This window comes from Novosphingobium sp. HNCC26BN242 (genome assembly GCF_057180525.1).
In genome coordinates this window covers 820819-840216 of sequence record NZ_JBXUGM010000001.1, presented here as the reverse complement: position 1 = coordinate 840216, position 19398 = coordinate 820819, and the positions used below count along the sequence as shown (strand labels likewise).

The 19398-nt window shown below is 59.1% G+C and carries 21 protein-coding genes; 7 read left to right on the top strand and 14 right to left on the bottom strand.

Going from position 1 to position 19398, the window contains the following annotated elements:
• Positions 1-243 precede the first annotated feature (243 nt).
• From AC2A1F_RS03990 to AC2A1F_RS03975, 4 genes are read left to right on the top strand one after another with little or no spacing between them, the layout of a single operon-like run.
• Positions 244-2181: a Tad domain-containing protein gene (locus AC2A1F_RS03990; RefSeq protein ID WP_484207455.1), complete on the top strand. Its 1938-nt coding sequence runs from the start codon at positions 244-246 to the stop codon at positions 2179-2181.
• A gap of 11 nt (positions 2182-2192) precedes the next feature.
• Positions 2193-2831 carry a TadE/TadG family type IV pilus assembly protein gene (locus tag AC2A1F_RS03985; RefSeq protein WP_484207454.1) on the top strand — a complete coding sequence of 213 codons (639 nt, stop codon included), beginning with the start codon at positions 2193-2195 and terminating at the stop codon, positions 2829-2831.
• A gap of 11 nt (positions 2832-2842) precedes the next feature.
• Complete coding sequence (locus AC2A1F_RS03980) at positions 2843-3478, top strand: TadE/TadG family type IV pilus assembly protein (protein WP_484207453.1); 636 nt, start codon at positions 2843-2845, stop codon at positions 3476-3478.
• 43 nt (positions 3479-3521) lie between these two features.
• Positions 3522-3797, top strand: coding sequence for a hypothetical protein (locus AC2A1F_RS03975; RefSeq protein WP_484207452.1), 276 nt, complete (start codon positions 3522-3524; stop codon positions 3795-3797).
• Between the two features lie 161 nt (positions 3798-3958).
• Here the strand turns inward: AC2A1F_RS03975 and AC2A1F_RS03970 are convergent, their stop codons facing one another.
• The 14 genes from AC2A1F_RS03970 to rpsM form a co-directional block, all read right to left on the bottom strand.
• Positions 3959-5113, bottom strand: a complete 1155-nt coding sequence (locus AC2A1F_RS03970; RefSeq protein WP_484207451.1) for an aminotransferase class I/II-fold pyridoxal phosphate-dependent enzyme — start codon at positions 5111-5113, stop codon at positions 3959-3961.
• Between the two features lie 63 nt (positions 5114-5176).
• Entirely contained in the window at positions 5177-5638 is a 462-nt protein-coding gene (locus tag AC2A1F_RS03965) for a hypothetical protein (protein WP_484207450.1), read from the bottom strand.
• 443 nt (positions 5639-6081) lie between these two features.
• Positions 6082-6882 carry an NUDIX hydrolase gene (locus AC2A1F_RS03960; RefSeq protein WP_484207449.1) on the bottom strand — a complete coding sequence of 267 codons (801 nt, stop codon included), beginning with the start codon at positions 6880-6882 and terminating at the stop codon, positions 6082-6084.
• Positions 6883-7209: 327 nt separating this feature from the next.
• Positions 7210-7533 (bottom strand): Grx4 family monothiol glutaredoxin, encoded by a 324-nt coding sequence (grxD, locus tag AC2A1F_RS03955; RefSeq protein WP_484207448.1) that lies wholly within the window; start codon positions 7531-7533, stop codon positions 7210-7212.
• A 23-nt stretch (positions 7534-7556) separates the two neighbouring features.
• A complete protein-coding gene (locus tag AC2A1F_RS03950) occupies positions 7557-7790 on the bottom strand; it encodes a BolA family protein (protein WP_292631627.1) in 234 nt (77 codons plus the stop codon).
• The gene (locus tag AC2A1F_RS03945) at positions 7790-8113 is read right to left on the bottom strand and encodes a DUF1476 domain-containing protein (protein WP_484207447.1); all 324 of its coding nucleotides are present in this window, start codon (positions 8111-8113) and stop codon (positions 7790-7792) included. Before AC2A1F_RS03945 ends, AC2A1F_RS03950 begins: the two co-directional genes overlap by 1 nt.
• A 121-nt stretch (positions 8114-8234) precedes the next feature.
• Positions 8235-8798, bottom strand: a complete 564-nt coding sequence (locus AC2A1F_RS03940; protein ID WP_484207446.1) for a hypothetical protein — start codon at positions 8796-8798, stop codon at positions 8235-8237.
• 137 nt (positions 8799-8935) lie between these two features.
• Entirely contained in the window at positions 8936-9550 is a 615-nt protein-coding gene (locus AC2A1F_RS03935; RefSeq protein ID WP_484207445.1) for a hypothetical protein, read from the bottom strand.
• Positions 9551-9682: 132 nt separating this feature from the next.
• On the bottom strand, positions 9683-11770 hold the full coding sequence (locus AC2A1F_RS03930) for a prolyl oligopeptidase family serine peptidase (RefSeq protein WP_484208164.1): 2088 nt from the start codon (positions 11768-11770) through the stop codon (positions 9683-9685).
• 254 nt (positions 11771-12024) lie between these two features.
• Positions 12025-14130, bottom strand: a complete 2106-nt coding sequence (locus AC2A1F_RS03925; RefSeq protein WP_484207444.1) for a prolyl oligopeptidase family serine peptidase — start codon at positions 14128-14130, stop codon at positions 12025-12027.
• A 192-nt stretch (positions 14131-14322) separates the two neighbouring features.
• Positions 14323-14748, bottom strand: coding sequence for a 50S ribosomal protein L17 (rplQ, locus tag AC2A1F_RS03920; RefSeq protein ID WP_292631617.1), 426 nt, complete (start codon positions 14746-14748; stop codon positions 14323-14325).
• 215 nt (positions 14749-14963) lie between these two features.
• Positions 14964-16028 carry a DNA-directed RNA polymerase subunit alpha gene (locus AC2A1F_RS03915; protein ID WP_484207443.1) on the bottom strand — a complete coding sequence of 355 codons (1065 nt, stop codon included), beginning with the start codon at positions 16026-16028 and terminating at the stop codon, positions 14964-14966.
• 119 nt (positions 16029-16147) lie between these two features.
• Entirely contained in the window at positions 16148-16537 is a 390-nt protein-coding gene (gene rpsK, locus AC2A1F_RS03910; protein ID WP_008065643.1) for a 30S ribosomal protein S11, read from the bottom strand.
• A 48-nt stretch (positions 16538-16585) separates the two neighbouring features.
• Positions 16586-16954 (bottom strand): 30S ribosomal protein S13, encoded by a 369-nt coding sequence (gene rpsM, locus AC2A1F_RS03905; RefSeq protein WP_484207442.1) that lies wholly within the window; start codon positions 16952-16954, stop codon positions 16586-16588.
• 426 nt (positions 16955-17380) lie between these two features.
• Between rpsM and AC2A1F_RS03900 the strand changes: the two genes are divergently transcribed.
• The 3 genes from AC2A1F_RS03900 to AC2A1F_RS03890 all read left to right on the top strand — a co-directional run bounded on the left by AC2A1F_RS03900 (position 17381) and on the right by AC2A1F_RS03890 (position 19146).
• Positions 17381-17788 carry a hypothetical protein gene (locus AC2A1F_RS03900; protein ID WP_484207441.1) on the top strand — a complete coding sequence of 136 codons (408 nt, stop codon included), beginning with the start codon at positions 17381-17383 and terminating at the stop codon, positions 17786-17788.
• A 78-nt stretch (positions 17789-17866) separates the two neighbouring features.
• Entirely contained in the window at positions 17867-18664 is a 798-nt protein-coding gene (locus AC2A1F_RS03895) for a transglutaminase-like domain-containing protein (protein WP_484207440.1), read from the top strand.
• Between the two features lie 50 nt (positions 18665-18714).
• On the top strand, positions 18715-19146 hold the full coding sequence (locus AC2A1F_RS03890; protein WP_484207439.1) for a GtrA family protein: 432 nt from the start codon (positions 18715-18717) through the stop codon (positions 19144-19146).
• Positions 19147-19398 lie beyond the last annotated feature (252 nt).

Below are 19398 nucleotides of genomic sequence, written 5' to 3'. Positions count from 1 at the left end.
CCCCATACACCTTCGACCAAGACAGATGAATTGGTCAGTCGAAAAGAATCCGCGCAATTCTCACCCGGCGGCTTCCGGCAAGCAGATACGCAGTCTACCGCCATCGGCGTTAAGAGTTGCTTCAGCGCCAATGCGCCTGACCCGCCCCGCGACTGACAATACAAAGTTAACGACTTCATGGGAAAAGTGCGATCGCGCCGGTCCGTCCGGCGTCTATGCGCTTTTGATCAGGGCCAGGGCTAAATGCTCAAATTACATAGGTTTTTCAAACATCTGCTACAGAACCAGTCAGGCAACGCACTGATGGTGATGGCTGGTGCGTTGATTCCCATGCTGGTGCTCATCGCTTGCGCGGTAGATATCACCCGCGCCTATTCCGCCAAAACGAGAATGCAGAGCGCCTGTGACGCAGGCTCGCTCGCCGCCCGGCGCGTGATGCGCAACGAAAATTTCAACACGGAAGTGACGGAAACCGGTACCCGGTTCTTCAATTTCAACTTCCCGCAAGGCAGTTACGGCACCAGCACGTTTGCGCCGGAAATCACCAGGCCCACGGCTGGCGTGATCCGCATGAAGGCGCGTACGCAGATGTCGACAACACTGATGAGCGTATTCGGCTACACCTCGCTGCCGTTATCGGTGGAATGCGATGCCTCGCTCAATTTCGTGAATACAGACGTGGTGCTCGTCCTCGACGTCACCGGTTCGATGGCAGACCCGATTGACGGAACGCCAAAGATCGACGCCCTCGAAGATGCTGTCCTTGCGCTCTACGACGAGCTGGCACCCATCCAGACCCAGCTGACCTCGCAAGGTCTGCGCCTGCGCTATGGCATCGTGCCTTATTCCAGCACGGTGAATGTTGGCCGTCTGCTCATGGCGCGTGATCCGTCCTATATCACCGACAGCACCACATACCCCTCACGCGTTGCCAATTTCAACACGGCAGGGGGCAGTTTTACGGCCAACACGCCAACATCTTCAAGCGGGTGGCAAAACAACAGCTCAAGCATCTCGTCGAGCGCGTGCCAGACGTGGGTACAGTCTGCAGCCGTCGACGGTGGCGGCCCTGCCCCCACGGCCACTACCCGCACCTCATACCGAGGCAGTTCGAGCAGCGCGACATTCGTAGCCTCAACCAACTGGGGTTGGAGTGGCGCATCCGACACCAGCGGCACTGATCGCAGCTGCCGGCGCTGGCGCACGATCGAAACTACCACTTATACCTTCACAGGCCGGGTCTTCACGAACTGGATCTATCGTCAGGAAACGTATGACACGTCGCAGTTCAAGAACGGTAACAGCATTACCCTTGCGACCAATGCGAACGGCCATGTCCCCGCCCCTGGCGGCACTTATAATGCCCAGCAGCTCGCCGCAGCCGCAACGGGTGTAGGAACCACGTCGGTTAGCTGGAATGGTTGCATTGAAGAACGCGACACGTCCACCGCAATCGATGGCGGCACGGGCCTTACAATTCCGGCCGCCGCTCACGATCTCAACATCAATCTCATTCCCAATAGCAATGCCACGCGCTGGCATCCGCAACTACCCGATGTCGTCTATACCCGCACGGCAGGCAGCACCTCGACCACCAGTACCAACATTTCAACCACGTCCGGCTGGATCAAGAACAACAATTACAGCACAGGCTTCTGGGCTTGCCCGGCAGAAGCGCGCCGGCTCGATGTGATGACCCGCGAACAGATGGAAGATTATCTCGAGGATCTGGAGCCGATCGGTGGCACCTATCACGATATCGGCATGATCTGGGGCGCCCGCTTCATTTCCACCAGCGGCGTGTTTGCCGATGCCTGCACGGAATACAACGGCATGCCGTGCAACCGCCACATCATCTTCCTGACCGATGGGCAGCAGACCACTTACTGCAACGTGCTGACAGCCTATGGGGTGGAGCAGAACGACATGCGCACCACCGGTGCAGGCAATTGCCCCAGCCAGCAGGCACGCCACGAACAACGCTTCCGCATGATCTGCAACGCAGCCAAGAACATGAACGTGTCGGTCTGGGTCATCGCCTTCGATACCGCGTTGAACAGCAACCTCACCGGCTGCGCCAGCAATGCCAATCAGGCATCCACTTCGACCGACCAGGAAGATCTGATCTCCAAGTTCCGTGAAATCGGCAATCAGATCGGCGCGCTGCGACTGGTCAAATAGGGATGCGTCCGATGGCTTTGACAGCAAGAAAAATGGCGCTGCGGGGTAAGCGGCTTTGGCAACGGCTCAAGGCCGACAGAGCCGGTGCCGCTGCAGCAGAATTTGCAATGCTCATCCTGCCCATGACCACAGTCATGCTGGGCACGTATGATATTGCCTACCAGTTCTACCTACGCTCCGTCATCCAGGGCGCTCTCAACGATGTGGCCAGAACTGCATCGCTTGAAGCACCCACGTTGAATTGTACCGGCACTACCCTGATTGATCAGGTGCAGTGCGCGGTGAAAAAGCGATCCAGCGTCATTGCCCGAGATGCGACCTACAATGTCGTCGTCAAAAACTACTTTGACTTTTCGACAGTCGGCCGTAGCGAAAAACTGGTTACCGATTACAACAACAATGGCGCCTACGATGTGGGCGATTGTTTTGTCGATCTCAATGAAAACGGCATTTTCGATGCATCCGCTGGTCGTTCAGGTGTCGGTGGAGCCGATGATGTGGCCTTTTACGAGGTGACCGTCACGATGCCACGGGTCTTCCCTGTGGCGGATTTCATGCCGATTTCAAAAAACTACTCGATCACTGCCCAGACAGCGCTGCGCAACCAGCCTTATACGCGGCAGAAAAACCCGCCGACTGTATGCGTATGAGGATTTTCCCGATGACCGGTGTTCGGAGAACCCTTTCCGAACTCACCCGCTCCACCCAGGGTGTGGGCATGGTGGAGTTCGCGTTCGCGCTGCCCATCGTGTTCACGGTGTTGCTGGCAGGGCTGGAGCTCGTGAACTTTGTTTTCGCCCACATGCGCGTAAACCAGATCGCTATCACCGTGGCCGATAACGCCGGACGCGTACGCTCCGGTATTGATGAATCCAACATCTATGAAGTCTTCGCCGGTGCGCAACTCGTCGGCGGCAATCTTGATTTCGTGAACAACGGGCGGATCATCCTTTCGTCGCTCGAACCCAATGGACAAACAGGAGGGAACGCTGGCCAGATGATCAACTGGCAACGGTGCTACGGAACCATGGTAGTCACGCCCAATTATGGCACGCAGGGTGCCGGTCGAACCAATGCGTCACTCAGCAATGGCATGGGCGTGAATGGCAACAGGATCACGTCTGCCGTCGGTACGGCTGTCATGTTTGTGGAAGTGACTTACAAATACAAACCGATCATGTTCGACAGCTTCATGAAGAACAACACCACCATGCGCTATGAAGCCGCCTTCAATGTGCGCGAGCGGACAAACCAGAATATCACGAATATCCAGAATCTGACGGTGCTGTCGTGCTGATGGACAGAAGTGGCTTTTCGATTAAAAGTGCAAGGGCGAGGCCGTGAACAAGGATATCTCCATCCTCTTTGCGTTCATGATCATTTTGCTGGTGGCCGTCCTGTTCGAAGGAGATGGCGCGCTGCCAGCCATGGCCGATGCTGCCAAGTTGGCCCGTGAACAAACACAATCACAAGATGGTGACGCGGTTGCCACGACCTCAAACGAAATTGAAAGTGCTTCTCTGACCGCCCCATCAGGTCTTGCAACCCTTAAGCCGCCCCCACCCCCCCGCTCCGAACCAGATCCGCCGTTCATCCAGCCTGAACCGCTCAAATAGCGTCGATAAGCTTGAAACCATAAAGCAAGTTCTCAAGCAAAGCCAAAGGTGTCGCCACCCGACAGGCAATGGCCAGGATGCAAGGCATAGCCACGAACCATCGTCGGCGCTCCGTGATCCGCTCCATCAAGATCAATTAATCAATCAAATGCCGATCATAATCAGCCGACAGCTAAAGTGATCCCGGCGCGACGTTGTGCAAACCACGGTCCGATCCGCCGCACGGCTTCTTCGATCAATGGCGTGGAGACCGCAAAGCTGAAGCGGATGAAATGCCTGCCGTCTACCGGATCAAAATCAACGCCCGGCGCTGTTGCTACACCCGTGTCGCGCAGCAACGCCTCACACAGGGCCAGGCTGTCATCGGTAAATTCGCTGGCATCGGCATAGATGTAGAACGCGCCATCAGGCGGTGCGATGCGGCCCAGCCCCATCTGCGGCAGCGCATCGAGCAGAATGGCGCGATTGCGGGCATAAGTCTTCACATGCCCGTCCAGTTCATCGCGGCACGCAAAGGCCATCAGCCCGGCCTTCTGTGCCAGTACGGGCGGTGTCAGGAACAGGCTGCCCATCCGGGCCCGCGCGGCATCGATCAACGCAGGCGGCACCACCAGCCAGCCGAGCCGCCAGCCCGCCATGCTGAAATACTTGGAAAACGAATTGACGATCACCGCATCGGGCAGGAACTCCAGCATAGAGGCCGCTTTCGCCCCGTAGCTCAGTCCGTGATATATCTCGTCCGACACCACGCGTATGCCCTTGCGCTGACAGACCTGCGCAATCGCCGCCATTTCGTCGGGCGCAATGATCGTACCGGTGGGGTTCGCAGGGCTTGCCACGATCAGCCCATCGGGCACCGGGTCGATTGCATCGACCGCCGCTGCCGTAACCTGAAACCGCTCGTCCGGCCCGCATTCCATTTCGACCGGTTCAAGATACATTGCCTTGAGCGTGTTGCGATAAGCAACATATCCAGGCCTTGCCAGCGCCACTCTCGCGCCGGGCCGGAACAGGCAGGACAGCGCCATGACGAATGCCGGTGATGCGCCACACGTCAGGATCACCTGCTCGCGCGTCACTCTTGCGCCGTAATTCTCAGAATAACTTTGCGCAATCCGATCCTTCAGCGGAACGCTTTCCCAATACCCCATCGCCTCGTTGTCGAGCACTTCGTGCGCCAGAGCGATGGCTTTGGCAGGCGCACCTGTTGATGGTTGCCCGAACTCCATGTGGATCACGCTCGCCCCTGCGGCCTCCATATCATGGGCTAGGCGGCTGATAGCAATGGCGTGAAAGGGTTCGACTTGAGCGATCATGCCATGGGACTAATTGGCACAAACCCAACTTGCAAGGTTGTGACTTGTCAGCACCTGAAAGGCTTAGACCGCGCGCTCCTTGCGCAGTTCGGCCAGTTGCGCATCGGTGCGTGGCAACACGCCAATTCCCCCCACAGTGCGCTGATCAAGATCGGCCAGCTTTGTCTGCGGCCTGGTGCGCATCAGATCGCGCAGATGTTGGACACGGATCATGGCCATGCCGATGCCAAGGGTGGCCACCGACACCGCGAGCCGCCACAGATGAAATTCCCCGCTTTGCATTGTGGACAGGAACTCCGCAAAGCACTGCCAGACGGCAACAGCGCCCAACAATTCAGTCGCACGCTGGCGTGGGGCGGCCAGCAGCAACGCACAACTCAATGCAAAAGTGCCTATACCTGCAGCCAGCGGCGTCAAGTAATTGGTCACATATCCAAGCCCCAATCCCACGGCTATGACCATAGCAAAAACTCGGGCCACTCGGTGGATCTGGTCGGGCGTCAGCTGATCAAGAGGGCTTTTCATATGCGCATTGGTAAAGGCCATCGCCTCAACAAATCGTTACGTAGCGTAACAATCACCATAGCCGCGACACAAATCTAATAATAACAAGCCAAAGAACGATGGACGAGCCTATCGGCAACGCCAGCCGCACCCAACCGGGAGCCTTGGGCTCAGGCGAATCAGCTGTCAAAGCTGCAACATCAAACCGCACCAGTTCCTGCTGTAACGCGTGAACCGGGGACTCTACCGGCAGTTCTTCGCCACTGGCCAATCGTGGTTCTGTGCGCAGGCGGGGCGTGCTGCCCCTGACCGGCTCTGGGTGCGGAGATAAAATAGCAGGTTTGCCAGACATGACGCCGTTCCGCAGAAGGATTGATGTCACCTACCTGCCTCAAAGATATAAAGGACTGATCACCAGCGGCTAGGCGATAGCCCTTATCACGAGCACTCGGAGCCAAGGCAGCTTATCCCCGCTGCGCCGTTTCCAGCGGTTCACCCACAATAGGGTAACCCAGCCCGTCGGGAATCATCAACCAACGCTCCCCATCCCGCTCTTCCATAAACGGGCTGATCGTGTCCGCCGGTGTTGCCAACGCATGATTGCGCGTGTCTTCGAACGAGGAAAACATCGCCAGTCGCTCAAGATTACGCCGTGTGGGGAAAATGATTTTGATCTTGCCTTGCTCAGCCAGATTGAGCGCATCCTGCGCGCTGGCCCAGAACATGTGCCGATTTTCGGTTGAGTCCACTTCGATATCCACAGCACCGGTGCCCAGATCGGCGAGGTAGAACCGGGTGTCGAAAATTCTTTCAGTCCGGTGTTTTGGCCACCATCTGGCAAACGGCACCAAGCGTTCGGGTGCCAGCTTCCAGCCGAATGCATCAAGCACTTTGGCAAAATCTTCCACTTCCAGCAACATGCGCCGCGCCTGCGCCGCAATCGCACCGTCAACGTCGCCCTCGATCCCTACGACAAGCCCGGTTTCTTCCAATGTTTCGCGCACTGCGGCCACTCGCGCGGCCAGATCCTCCTGATCCACACCATCAGCCATGGAAGTTTTCGCTGCCAATGCACGATCGGCCGCATCCACTTTGCCGCCCGGAAACACCGTTGCCCCGCCGGCAAAGCTCAGGCTGGCATTGCGCTCCACCAAAAGGATCTGTGCGGCACCCCCTGCAGGATCACGCCGAAAAATGACGATCGTGGCTGCCGGAGTGGTTTTTGCCAGCCAGTTTTCCGGCTCAATATCATGCGTTTCTATCACGGCAGCATCATGTCCAAGACAACCCCTTTTGCCAAGCCTGCTGCGCCTGTCGGTTAGGTTTACAACTGCAACGCCGTCTCCGGCACCGTGGTGAGTGAAAAGCCCGCAATCCCAAGCTTTTCAAAACTTGGCACGGTCCATGCATAGCTAACTTCGTCCCGAAGAGTGTCTTCTTCTCGAGGCGGAGCCAGTCCCCCCGGTCTCCCATGGCTCCGCCTCTCCCGGGACTTTCCCACAGCCAACAACAAAAAAAGACGCGACCGGCATTGCCGAGCGCGCCTTGGTCTTGCCCATGGCGGCAGAACTCTGCCGCCATCTGCCACCACGTCAGGCTGGCTTTACGGCTGCCTCTTCCATGGCTTGCTGCAGTTCACCGGCTTCGAACATTTCCATCATGATGTCCGATCCGCCCACGAACTCACCCTTGATGTAAAGCTGCGGGATCGTCGGCCAATCGGAAAAAGCCTTGATACCGCTGCGGATTTCCATGTCCTGCAACACGTCGACCGTGGAATACTCCACGCCCAGATGCTCAAGAATGGCAATAGCCTTGCTGGAAAAGCCGCACTGCGGAAACAGCGGCGTGCCCTTCATGAACAGGACGACATCGCTGCCGTTGACGATTTCGGAAATGCGCTGCTCAGTAGACATGGGATTAGGTGTCCTTTCCGCTCTCAATTGGGAACGGCAGTGGTGAGTTGCAAGGCGTGAAGCTGGCCCCCCATGCGCCCGCCCAGCGCATCATAGACCAGTTTGTGCTGCTTGACGCGTGGCATCCCGGCAAAGGACGCCGAAACCACGCGCGCGGCGTAGTGATCGCCGTCGCCGGCCAGATCGGTGATCACGATCTCGGCATCGGGCAAAGCTGCACGGATCATCGCCTCGATCTCGGCAGCGGGCATCGCCATCAGGCTTCGCCCATCAGCTGGCGGCGCGCGTCAACCGACTTGGCTTCCATTGCCAGCCGAATTTCGGCCTCGTCAGTTTCAATCCCGGCAGAAGTCAGATCGCCCAACAGCTTGCGGATCACGTCTTCGTCGCCCGCTTCCTCAAAATCGGCCTGAACAACCGACTTGGCATAGCCTTCAGTCTCTGCCGCATCCAACCCCATGCGTTCAGCCGCCCACACGCCCAGCAGGCGGTTGCGCCGGGCGTGAACGCGGAACATCATCTCCTCGTCGCGGGCGAACTTGGCTTCGAAAGCCTTCTCGCGGTCGTCGAAAGTGGTCATGGGCCGGGGTCCTTGTTGATAGTCTCACTCAGCCGATAATCAGCCAAGGCCCTAGCCGCAAGAGATAGCCGCATCAGATCACGAAAAGAAACGTGACCATGAATGTATAACGCGCAATGCGTCAGATCCGACCGCGCCGAACATCCAGCAACACGCCACCTTGTCCGTTCACGTCACACGTAAAACTGTCGCCATTCCGAAGGGCGCCCGAGACACGATAACCTTCACCGTTGCGCGCAGCGTTGAACACTTCTTCCACTTCACCCCTGCGCTCGGCTTCGGCCACGCAATTGTCGACAGCGCCGTCGATCCCGCGCGTTGCACCGCCGCGCGCATTCTGCCCGACGCCTTGCGCACTGCCCTGCCCGCCGCCCTGCCAATCCTGCACGCGGCCTTCGCTGCGCCAGTCATCCTGACGCGGCAGATCATCACTGCGGTAGCGATAGCCGTCATCCTGTGGCACATTATCACGCGGCACGGTGCGTTCGCGGTTCCGGTTGGCGTTGCTGGCTGCACTGGCAATTGCCGCAATGCCGCCAATGATCAGGATGCCCGCCAGCACATCGCCGCCATCAATGCCGCGGTCCCGGTGCCAGCCTCTGCCGCCCCAGCCGCCCCTATTCCAGCTGCCACCATTCCATCCGGGCCGAGCTTCGGCCGCCAGAGGCAGCAAAGCGCTCGCCATACCAGCGGCTGCTAACGCAAACTTTGAAAATCGACCCGCCATGATTGAAATCCCTTCCCGTCCGTCAACGCAGCTAGGCGGTTCAGGCTTTCCGATGCCTGAACCGCCCGCCCCCGACCTGCCGCATCATTTGCGCATCAAAGCCCGCGAATGCCGCTGTAATCCAGATCGACAATCCGGCCGCGCTCAAACCTGCACTTGAAAGATCCGCTGTCAAACCCGCGCAAACCATCGTTCCAGCCACGATAGTCGTTGTTCCAGCCACGGCCATAGCGGGGATCACCATTGCGCCAATCACGGCCATGCGTGTTTACGGCAATCCGTCCGCGCACTTCGTAGCCATTGCGGGTATTTCGCACGTTGCGGATATCGGTAACATCGGCGCGGCCCCAACTGACACGTCCAGCATTGCGCTCTGCAGCGCGCACGCACTGCTCCACCGCCACACGCGGGCTTACCTGGCCCCAATTGTTGCCCCAATTGTTGCCATTGCCCCAGCGGCGATCATCCCAGCCATCGCGGCCCCGCCAATCATCCCTGCCATAACCAAAGCGGTCAAAATCATCGCGTTCATTGTTGCTGCTGGCAGCGGCGGCGATTGCGGCAATGCCGCCAATCACAAGCGCCCCTGCAATAACATCACCGGCATCGATCCCGCCGCGATTGTCGCGGGCCGTGGCCGGAGCAGCCGAAGACACCGCCACCGCAGCGGCGGCAGCAGTTCCGACGAGGGCTTTGGAGAACGTCTTCATCAGTTCAATCCTTCATCTGCAGGTGCCGGGCCTGTCCCGCCACAAATGAAGGTTTGCCTGATTCGCGGTGAGATCGGGCTGAACCGGCTTGACAGCCATTGTTCAGAAAAATCACCTCCTACATGAACAAAATCAGTCCTGCGCTTCGGCCTGATCCAACCCTGTCCAATGGGCCAGAAACGCCAGTACATCGGCGCCAGTGCCGATGATCTTGTCCACCGGCTTGCCCGCACCATGGCCCGCGCGCGGCTCCACCCGCAGCAGATGGGGCTTCGGGCCAATCTCTGCGCCCTGCAATGCAGCCACATATTTAAAGCTGTGCCCGGGCACCACCCGATCATCATTTTCGCCGGTGGTCACAAGGATTGCCGGGTAATCCGTCCCGCTGACAATGTTGTGATAGGGTGAATAGCTGCGCAGTGTGCGCCAGTCTTCCTCGCGATCGGGCCGGCCATAATCGTCCACCCAGAACCGGCCAGATGTGAACCGATCAAACCGCAGCATGTCCATCACACCCACATCGGGATTGGCCGCGGCAAACAAGTCAGGCCGCTGATTTACCACCGCACCCACCAGCAATCCGCCATTGGACGACCCCTGAACCGCCAGTCCCCCTTTTGCCGCAATGCCTTGCGCAATCAGGTATTCACCCGCCGCAATGAAATCATCAAAGCTGTTCTGCTTTTTGTCACGCCGTCCGGCCTCATGCCAGCTTTTGCCGAACTCGCCACCGCCACGAATATTGGCCAGCGCAAAGGCCCCGCCCGCCTCCAGCCACGCCATCCGCACCGGCGAATAGCCGGGCGTCAGCGAAATATCGAACCCGCCGTAACCATAAAGCAGCGTCGGCAATGGCTTTCCCGCCTGCGCCAGAGCGCGCTTGCGCACCACATAGAGCGGCACTTTCGTCCCGTCTTTCGATGCAAACTCGCGCTGTTCCACGCTGTAGTCCGCCGGATCGAAACTGGTCTTTGGCACTGCAAATGGCGTCACCTCGCCGGTGCGCAAGTCCATGCGATAGACGGCTGGTGGCAGGTTAAAGCTGGTAAACTGATAGAATGTTTCAGCATCGCCGGGCCGGCCCCCAAAGCCGCTGGCTGTGCCGATACCGTTCAGCGTAATTGCCTTGCCCGGCTTGCCCTTGCGGTCGGTCATCACCGCCACGCTCTGACCGTCTTTCAGATAGGAAAGCAGGAATCGGTCCCCGATCATCCGCGCGCCTTCCAGCGTATTGCCGCGTTCGGGCACCACCACTTTCCAGCCATCCCGGGGGCGCGCCAGATCGATGCTTACCAGATGGAAATTGGCCGCGCCCCGGTCGGTCAGGAACCACAGCCTGTTGTCGATCCCTGCCACCAGACGCCAGTGATCGGCAATCTCGGGCACCAGTGGCTCGGCCTTCCATATCCCGGCGCGGCGGCCTGCCAACTGGATCAGATGGATGGCATTGCGCTTGTCCGTGCTCACTTCGCTGACAATCACGGCCCAGCGCCCGTCAGACGTCACTTGCGCCTTGTGGCTCCACTCCGGGTGATCCGGTGTGGCGTGAACCAGTTCATCCCTGTCCTGCACGGTGCCAACCCTGTGAAACCACACTGCCTTGTCAAATCGCGGCGCACGCGGATCCTGCCCTGCCTTTGGTTCAGGAAAGCGCGAATAGAGAAAGCCGTCATCGCCAATCCACGCGATCTCGGTATCGTTGGCCCAGCGCACCGGCTCGCCCAGCACTTTGCCGGTTGACACCTCAACCACGCGCAAGGTGCGCCAGTCGCTCCCCGCTTCCTGTTCGGCATAGGCGACGTACTTGCCGCTGGGCGATGGCTCCCACTGCGCCAGCGCCAGCGTGCTGTCCGCGCTCCACGTATTGGGATCAAGCAGCAGCCGCTGTTTTCCTGCCACCCCGCTGCGCACCCACAACGCTGACTGGTTCTGCAACCCGGTGTTGCGCGTGTAGAAGTACCGGCTCCCCGCTTTGCGCGGCAGGCCATAGCGTTCGAAATCGAACAAGCTGCGGATCCGCGCGGAAAATTTGTCGCGCTGCGGCAGCTTTGCCAGATAATCCGTCGACAGCGCATTCTGCTGTGCCATCCACCCCGCCACCTGCCGGTCACTGCGCGGATCAGCCTCAAGCCAGCGGTAAGGATCGGCCACGCGCTGGCCAAACACCTGTTCGACCAACCCATCGATGCGCGTTTCGGGATAAGCGCTGCGGGGCAACATGAACCGGTTTGGCAAGACCGGCAAAGTCGGCAGGACAGTCTTCTGGGCAGCGCCAGATGCTACCGCAGCCGCAACGCCCGCAGGCAGAGCCGAAGCATCGGCGTTGTCGTTTGCGCGCACCGATGCTGGCGCAAACAGCGCCGCCACCAACAGCGCGCCCACAAGACGCACAGTGTTCCTATCCTGCTCCCACATCATCGTTGTCAAAGAGTTAGCATACCCGATCCGCCATGGGGAGATGGCCTGAGTGCTTATCAATCCTGTGGTTTCAGGCCGGTCCAATGCGCCAGAAACGCAAAGACGTCCGCCGTCTCTTCAATCTGCTTCGAAACCGGCTTGCCCGATCCATGCCCAGCGCGCGTTTCGATGCGGATAAGCTGCGGCTTCGGCCCCAGCCCGGCGGCCTGCAGCGCAGCGGCATATTTGAAGCTGTGCCCCGGCACCACGCGGTCATCGGTATCCGCCGTAGTTACCAGCACCGCCGGATAAGGCGTGCCTACCCTGACGTTGTGATAGGGCGAATAGGCCCGCAACACGCGCCAGTCCGCCTCGACCGCGGGCGTACCGTAATCGTCGGTCCAATACCGGCCCGCAGTGAAGCGATCAAAGCGCAGCATGTCCATCACGCCCACTGCCGGATGCGCCGCCGCAAACAGATCAGGCCGCTGGTTGACAACCGCGCCCACAAGCAAACCACCGTTCGATCCGCCTTCCACGGCAAGGCCAGTCTTGGGCGTCACACCCTTGGCAATCAGCCATTCGCCCGCAGCGATGAAGTCATCAAACACGTTCTGCTTGCGCGCGCGCCGTCCGGCATCGTGCCAGGCATCGCCATATTCCCCACCCCCGCGAAGGTTCGCCACGGCATAGGCCCCGCCGCTTTCCAGCCACGCCATCCGCGCCGCCGAAAACGCGGGTGGGAGCGAGATGTTGAAGCCGCCATAGCCATAGAGGATCGTTGGCACCGGCCCCTTCGCATCCTTGCGCTTGACCACGAACATCGGGATCTTGGTCCCGTCCTTCGATGTATAGAACACCTGTTCGACCGTGTAGGCAGCGGGATCAAACTTCAGCGGCACCTTCTGCCACACCGCAGATTTGGCTGTGCTGGCATCGAAGCTATAGACCGTGCCCGGCGTGGTAAAGCTGGTAAAGCCAAAGTAGCCGGTATCGTGCCCCGGTTTGCCCGAAAGCCCCGCCAGCGAGCCGACACCCGGCAACGCCAGTTCGCCCAGCGGCTTGCCGTCAAGTGTGAACATCTGCACCTGCGATTTCACGTCGCGCAGATATTCCACGAACAGCTTGTCCCCAATGATCCGCGCGGCTTCAAGGTTGGCATCGCTCTGTTCCACGATGGTCGTGAACACCGGCGCAGCGCCGGACAGGTCCACTTTCACCACCTTCTTGAGCGGCGCATCCTTGCTGCTGACGAACCACAGCGTATCGCCGATGCCATCGATCAGATCCCACTGCGCGGTCATTTCGGCGATCAGCGCGCGGGTCTTCCAGTCACCTTTGCCGATGGGCGCGATGGCGACGGTGGCCAGCGGGTCTGTGCCTTCATGGCTGGTGACAACCATCCACCGCGCATCGCTGGTCACTTGCGCCACGTGGCCCCACTTGGGATGTTCGGGCGTCGCAAAGACCGGGACATCGGCTGATTGCGGCGTGCCCAGCTTGTGATACCACACGGTCTGGTTGTAATTCAGCGCCTGAAACGCCTCACCATCCTTAGGCGCCTCGAACCGCGAATAGAGCACGCCATCGGTGCCAACCCACGCAATCGCGCTGAACTTCACCCACCTCAGCTCATCGTCCAGCGCCTTGCCTTCGGTAGCGCTTACGAATTTCATCGTCCGCCAGTCAGACCCACCATCCTGCACGGTATAGGCCAAAGTCGCCCCATCGGGCGAAGGCTCCCACGCATCAAGCGCAGTCGCGCCGTCCATGGCCCAGCCACTGGGATCAAGCAACACGCGGCCATCGGGCGAGGCTTTGTCGCGCACGATCAACTGCGCCTGATTCATCAGGCCGGAGTTGTAGCTGTGAAACAGCCGCCCGCCCTCTTCGCGGGGAACGCCATAACGGGCGTAGTCAAACAGCCCTTTTAACTTCGCCTCAAAGCCCGCCCGCTCGGGCAGCGCCTTAAGGTAAGCGTCGGTGAACTTGCTCTGTCCGTCGACCCACGACGCAACCTTGGCGTCAACCCGCACGTCGGCTTCGAGCCAGCGGTAGGGGTCGGCCACCTGCTCGCCAAACGCGGTTTCCACCACGGTCCCGCTCTCGGTCTGCGGATAGGTCATCACAGGCTCAGCCGCCATGGCGGGCACGACAAAGGAAAGCGCCGAGGCAGCGCTCAACAGGTGACGATGAAAGGTCATGGGGGGCTTTCGGAGGGGTCATTGCAGTTGCCTGTGAAACTAGGGACGGTTCAGACATATGCAAGCCAAGCTGAACAGGTTTACGCAGTTTACCAGTCCTGAGGAACAACGAAAAACGGGCGGAAGCCGAAGCCCCGCCCGTTGATCTTGTCCGGCGAACCGAAGCGCGAGTTACGCGGCTTCGTATTCGTCTTCGTCAGCGTTCATCACCGGGCCCGAATCCTGCCCCTTGGCCGAGGTATCGCGGTCAACCAGCTCGATCACGGCGATCGGCGCGGCGTCAGAGGCGCGGAAACCGGCCTTGATGATGCGCGTATAGCCGCCATTACGGTCCGAATAACGCTCAGCCAGAACCGAGAACAGCTTCTGCAGTTGCGCATCGTCAAGCAGACGGGCGTGGGCGAGACGACGGTTCGAAAGGCCGCCCTTCTTGGCCAGCGTGATCAGCTTTTCAACGTAAGGACGCAGTTCGCGGGCCTTTGGCGTGGTGGTGGTGATCTGCTCGTGCTTGATCAACGCGGCTGCCATGTTGCGCAGCATCGCGATGCGGTGGGCAGAAGTACGACCCAGCTTACGCTGGCCGAGTTTATGACGCATGATATTGCCTTTCCGTTCGTAGGGGGGCCGTACGAGGTACCCCGATCCAGGCGGCTGTTACGGGTTGCCACCAAGTTACCCTTTGCTTCCCAACGGAAGCGAAACTTTCGCGCCAAGAGCACTGTGCCCCCGCGAAGCCGTAGGCCTCAGGCCATCTTGCGCTTTGCTGCCTGAGGCCCCCGCCTTCGCGGGGGCGCCAAGCATTACTCGAAGCCTTAACCCAGCAGCTCTTGTTCGAGCTTCTTGGCCATTTCTTCGATGTTTTCCGGCGGCCAGCCGGGGATGTCCATGCCGAGGCGCAGGCCCATCGACGAGAGGACTTCCTTGATCTCGTTGAGCGACTTGCGGCCGAAGTTCGGTGTGCGCAGCATCTCGGCTTCGGTCTTCTGAACCAGATCGCCGATGTAGATGATGTTGTCGTTCTTGAGGCAGTTGGCCGAACGGACCGACAGTTCCAACTCGTCCACCTTCTTGAGAAGGTAACGGTTGAGCTGGTTGGCATCGCTTTCTTCCGGCGTATGCGTGGCAACGCCGCCCGAAACCGAAGGCACATGGCCGACCGGCATCTGATCGTCGAAGTGCACGAAAAGCGCCAGCTGATCCTGAAGGATGCGCGCGGCATAGGCCACGGCATCTTCCGGCGTCACGGTGCCATCGGTTTCCACCATCAGGTTGAGCTTGTCGTAGTCAAGCTCCTGACCAATGCGGGCGTTATCGACCTTGTACGAAACCTGGCGGACCGGCGAATAGAGCGAGTCGACCGGAATCAGACCGATTGGCGCGTCTACCGGGCGGTTCGACACGGCGGGGACATAACCCTTGCCGGTATCGACCGTCAGTTCCATGTTGAAGGTCGCGCCTTCATCGAGATTGCAGATCACGAGATCCTTGTTGAGGACTTCGATATCGCCGGTGACAGCAATGTCGCCAGCCTTGACCTCGCCCGGGCCAGTGGCCGAAAGCTGCAAACGCTTGGGGCCTTCGCCCTGCATCTTGAGGGCAATCTGCTTTACGTTCAGCACGATGTCGGTCACGTCTTCACGCACACCGGCCAGCGACGAGAATTCGTGAAGCACGTTCTCGATCTTGATCGAGGTTACCGCTGCGCCCTGCAGCGATGACAGCAATACGCGGCGCAGCGCGTTGCCGAGGGTGAGACCAAAGCCACGCTCCAGCGGTTCGGCGACGAAAGTCGCACGGCGCTTGGCATCGTTGCCCGATTTGATCTCGAGAGTGTTGGGCTTCTTCAGTTCCTGCCAGTTCTTGATGTTGACAGTCATGGAATTCCCCTGGGGTTTGTGCGGACTTTTGCCGGTTGCCGGGCGAGATTGCCCGGCTCCGGTCGAAATATTGGGCAGCATGGGCGCCGGTACCTGCGCCAATGCTGCCTTGGCAGTGTTTAGACGCGACGGCGCTTCGAAGGACGAACGCCGTTGTGCGGGATCGGGGTCACATCACGGATGGCCGTGATGGTGAAGCCGACCGCCTGAAGCGCACGCAGGGCGCTTTCGCGGCCCGAACCGGGGCCCTTGACCTCGACTTCGAGGGTGCGGACGCCGTGTTCGGCGGCCTTCTTGCCGGCATCGTCTGCTGCAACCTGTGCGGCATACGGGGTCGACTTGCGGCTGCCCTTGAAGCCCATCATGCCGGCCGACGACCACGAAATGGCGTTGCCCTGAGCATCGGTGATGGTGATCATCGTATTGTTGAAGCTGGCGTTTACGTGCGCAACACCACTGGTGATGTTCTTGCGCTCGCGGCGCTTAATGCGCTGAGGTTCGCGTGCCATGGAATCTGTCCTCGAAAAACTGTAGACGGAAGAAGGCCCTTGCGGGTCTTACTTCTTCTTGCCGGCGATCGGCTTAGCCTTGCCCTTGCGGGTGCGGGCGTTGGTGTGTGTGCGCTGACCGCGGACCGGCAGGCCCTTGCGGTGACGCAGACCGCGATAGCAGGCAAGGTCCATCAAACGCTTGATGTTCATCGCCACTTCGCGGCGAAGATCGCCTTCCACAGTGTGATCGGCATCGATCGCTTCGCGGATTCCAAGGACTTCAGCGTCCGAGAGATCCTGAACGCGGCGGGCATGATCAATGCCAAGCTTGTCGGCAATCTGCTTTGCCTTGTGCGCGCCAATACCGTGAATATAAGTAAGCGCGATGATAACGCGCTTGTTGGTGGGGATATTTACCCCGGCAATACGAGCCACTTGTTTCTCCGTTTGCTCCACAGGGCGAACGAATCGCTTCGCCGCCCTATCTCATCGCTAAAACCACTCGGGAAACCGGGAAATCTGCGGTGTTTCAGAGGTTTAACTCTGATTACGCGAACCTTGCCCGGACATGAGTGAAAGGCGCGCTTAAGCGGTTTCGAAAGTAACGTCAACCGCTGGGCCAGCATAAACGACACGTGGCTCGCCTTGTGCTGGCGCGCCCCATGTCCATTATGGATGGATAATAACCCAAATTGCGGCCAAGGTCAAAAGCGAACACAAAGATGCATTGGCAACAGGCCATGCCCCTTGAGACCATGCCCCTTGTGCCGAAGCTGCACATGCTGTTCAAATTCATCCCAGCCTGTCACGAATCCGGCCTGTCACGAATATGACCTGTCACGAATGCCTCGGAGAGCACGCTTGTTTGCAATCAGAATTCCCGCACTCGTCCGGCTTGGGCTTATCCTGATCCTGACAGTGTCACTTGCGACGTACCACGGGTTCGGCGGCTGGCAAAAGGCCTTCTCCGCGCGAGCGGAGCTTGAGACGCTGGGCATATGGACGTCGCATCTTCCCGAAACGCTGGGCAAGGCTGCCGGATGGATCGAACTGGTGTTGGCAGCAGCCCTGATAGTTGCTCTGCTTCGCCCCAGCCTTGCCCATCTGGGCGCACTTATCTGCGGCGCCATCGCCCTGTTTGAGGCATTTGCTCTATTGACCTACCTTGGGCTGCAAAATGGCGTCGCAACCGTGCTGACCGCGTTTTCCATCCTTGTTACGATGGTGCTCGGCAGGCTCTATGCACAGCGGGCTACAGCCGCTAGTTGATTGGCATCCCGCCTGAAAAAGGCTGGATTTCCGCAGCTTTGACCGGAACCATTGTCATATTTGCGGATAGGGGCACCCATGGCTCACGATATCACCCTTTCCGTCCGGCTCGACTACACCATGCGCGAACGCGCGCCTGTGCTGATGCAGATCGGGGCAGCAAGCCTGCCGGGTCAGTCCGTCGGCAATCCAACGCTTGTCATCTCGCCCGATGTGCCGGTGCGGTCCATTGCCGCGCATGACAATGTGGGGGAACGTATCTGGCTTGAGCCGGAGGCCGGCTTTACCGTCGCCTATGACGCAACCGTTTCGGTCACGCGCTCACGCTCGATATTGGCGGCGCTTGTGGCCGATCCCCTGCCCTTGCTGCCAGCAGGTGTGGTCGAATATCTGCTGCCCTCGCGCTATTGCCCGGTCGATACACTGCACGTGACCGCCATGGACCAGTTCGGCGGGATGAGCGGCGGGATGATGGTGTCCTCGGTCACCGAATGGATCGCAGGGCACTTGTCCTACGTCCCGGGCGCGAGCCACGGCGCGACCACGGCGCTCGACACGTTCCTGTCACGCGAAGGCGTGTGCCGCGATTATGCCCACCTGCTGATCGCACTGGTGCGCGGCCTCGGCATCCCGGCCCGCATGGTCAGCGCCTATGCACCGGGCGTAACGCCGCCCGATTTCCACGCGCTTGCCGAAGTATGGCTACAGGGCGGCTGGCATCTGGTCGATGCTACCGGTATGGCCGACCCTGCACAAACCGTTGTGATCGGCGTAGGGCGCGATGCGGCAGACGTGGCGTTCCTGACGATCTTCGGCGGCGCTGAACTGAATGCGCAATCTGTAAATGTGCGGCTGGCTGGCGGGTCCAGCGCGTAAAGCAGACGAGCGCAAGCGAAGAAGCTCGTGCGTCCATCAATGGAGCATTCATGCAGCAGCCACCCCCAGGAAAAGAGTGTGATCCGCAGCATCGCACCCCTCACTTTCTTGATGGACTGCCAAAGTTCGGCCTTGTTGGCGCGATGGGCTTTTTGGTCGACACAAGCGTGTTGTACGCGGCAATCGGCCTCGGCCTCGATCACTATTCTTCGCGGTTTCTCTCGTTTTTGACGGCAGTCACAGCAACGTGGTTGGCAAACCGTTGTCTGACATTTGGTCGGACAAACAAGCCTACGGTCGCAGAATGGCTGCGCTACGTGCTGACAAACTTGTCAGGAGGCTTCGTAAATCTGGGCGTCTACGTAATTTTGACCCTGAACATTGATGCCATGTACGAGAAACCGGTTATTGCTATTGCCATTGGCTCTCTTGCAGGACTTTTTATCAATTATGTTTTGACAAGGTTTTTTGTCTTCAAATAGCCTTTGCGGCAAATAACAATTCGTAGCTTGCACGCGATCTTTTGAATTTTATGGTATGGTCTTACGTTCGTTTTTCGGACAGTTTGTAGTTCTAAAACTGCGTTATTGCTGTAATTATCTGAAAAAGTTTAGGAAATTTCCAAAGGCCATGTCAGTATAACCAGATCGGCGTAAATCTATGATCTTGGTTCTGGAGAGCCATTTGCCAAATTTTCCAAGCATCTCTAACGTCGTGAAATGTTCAATGTTAGG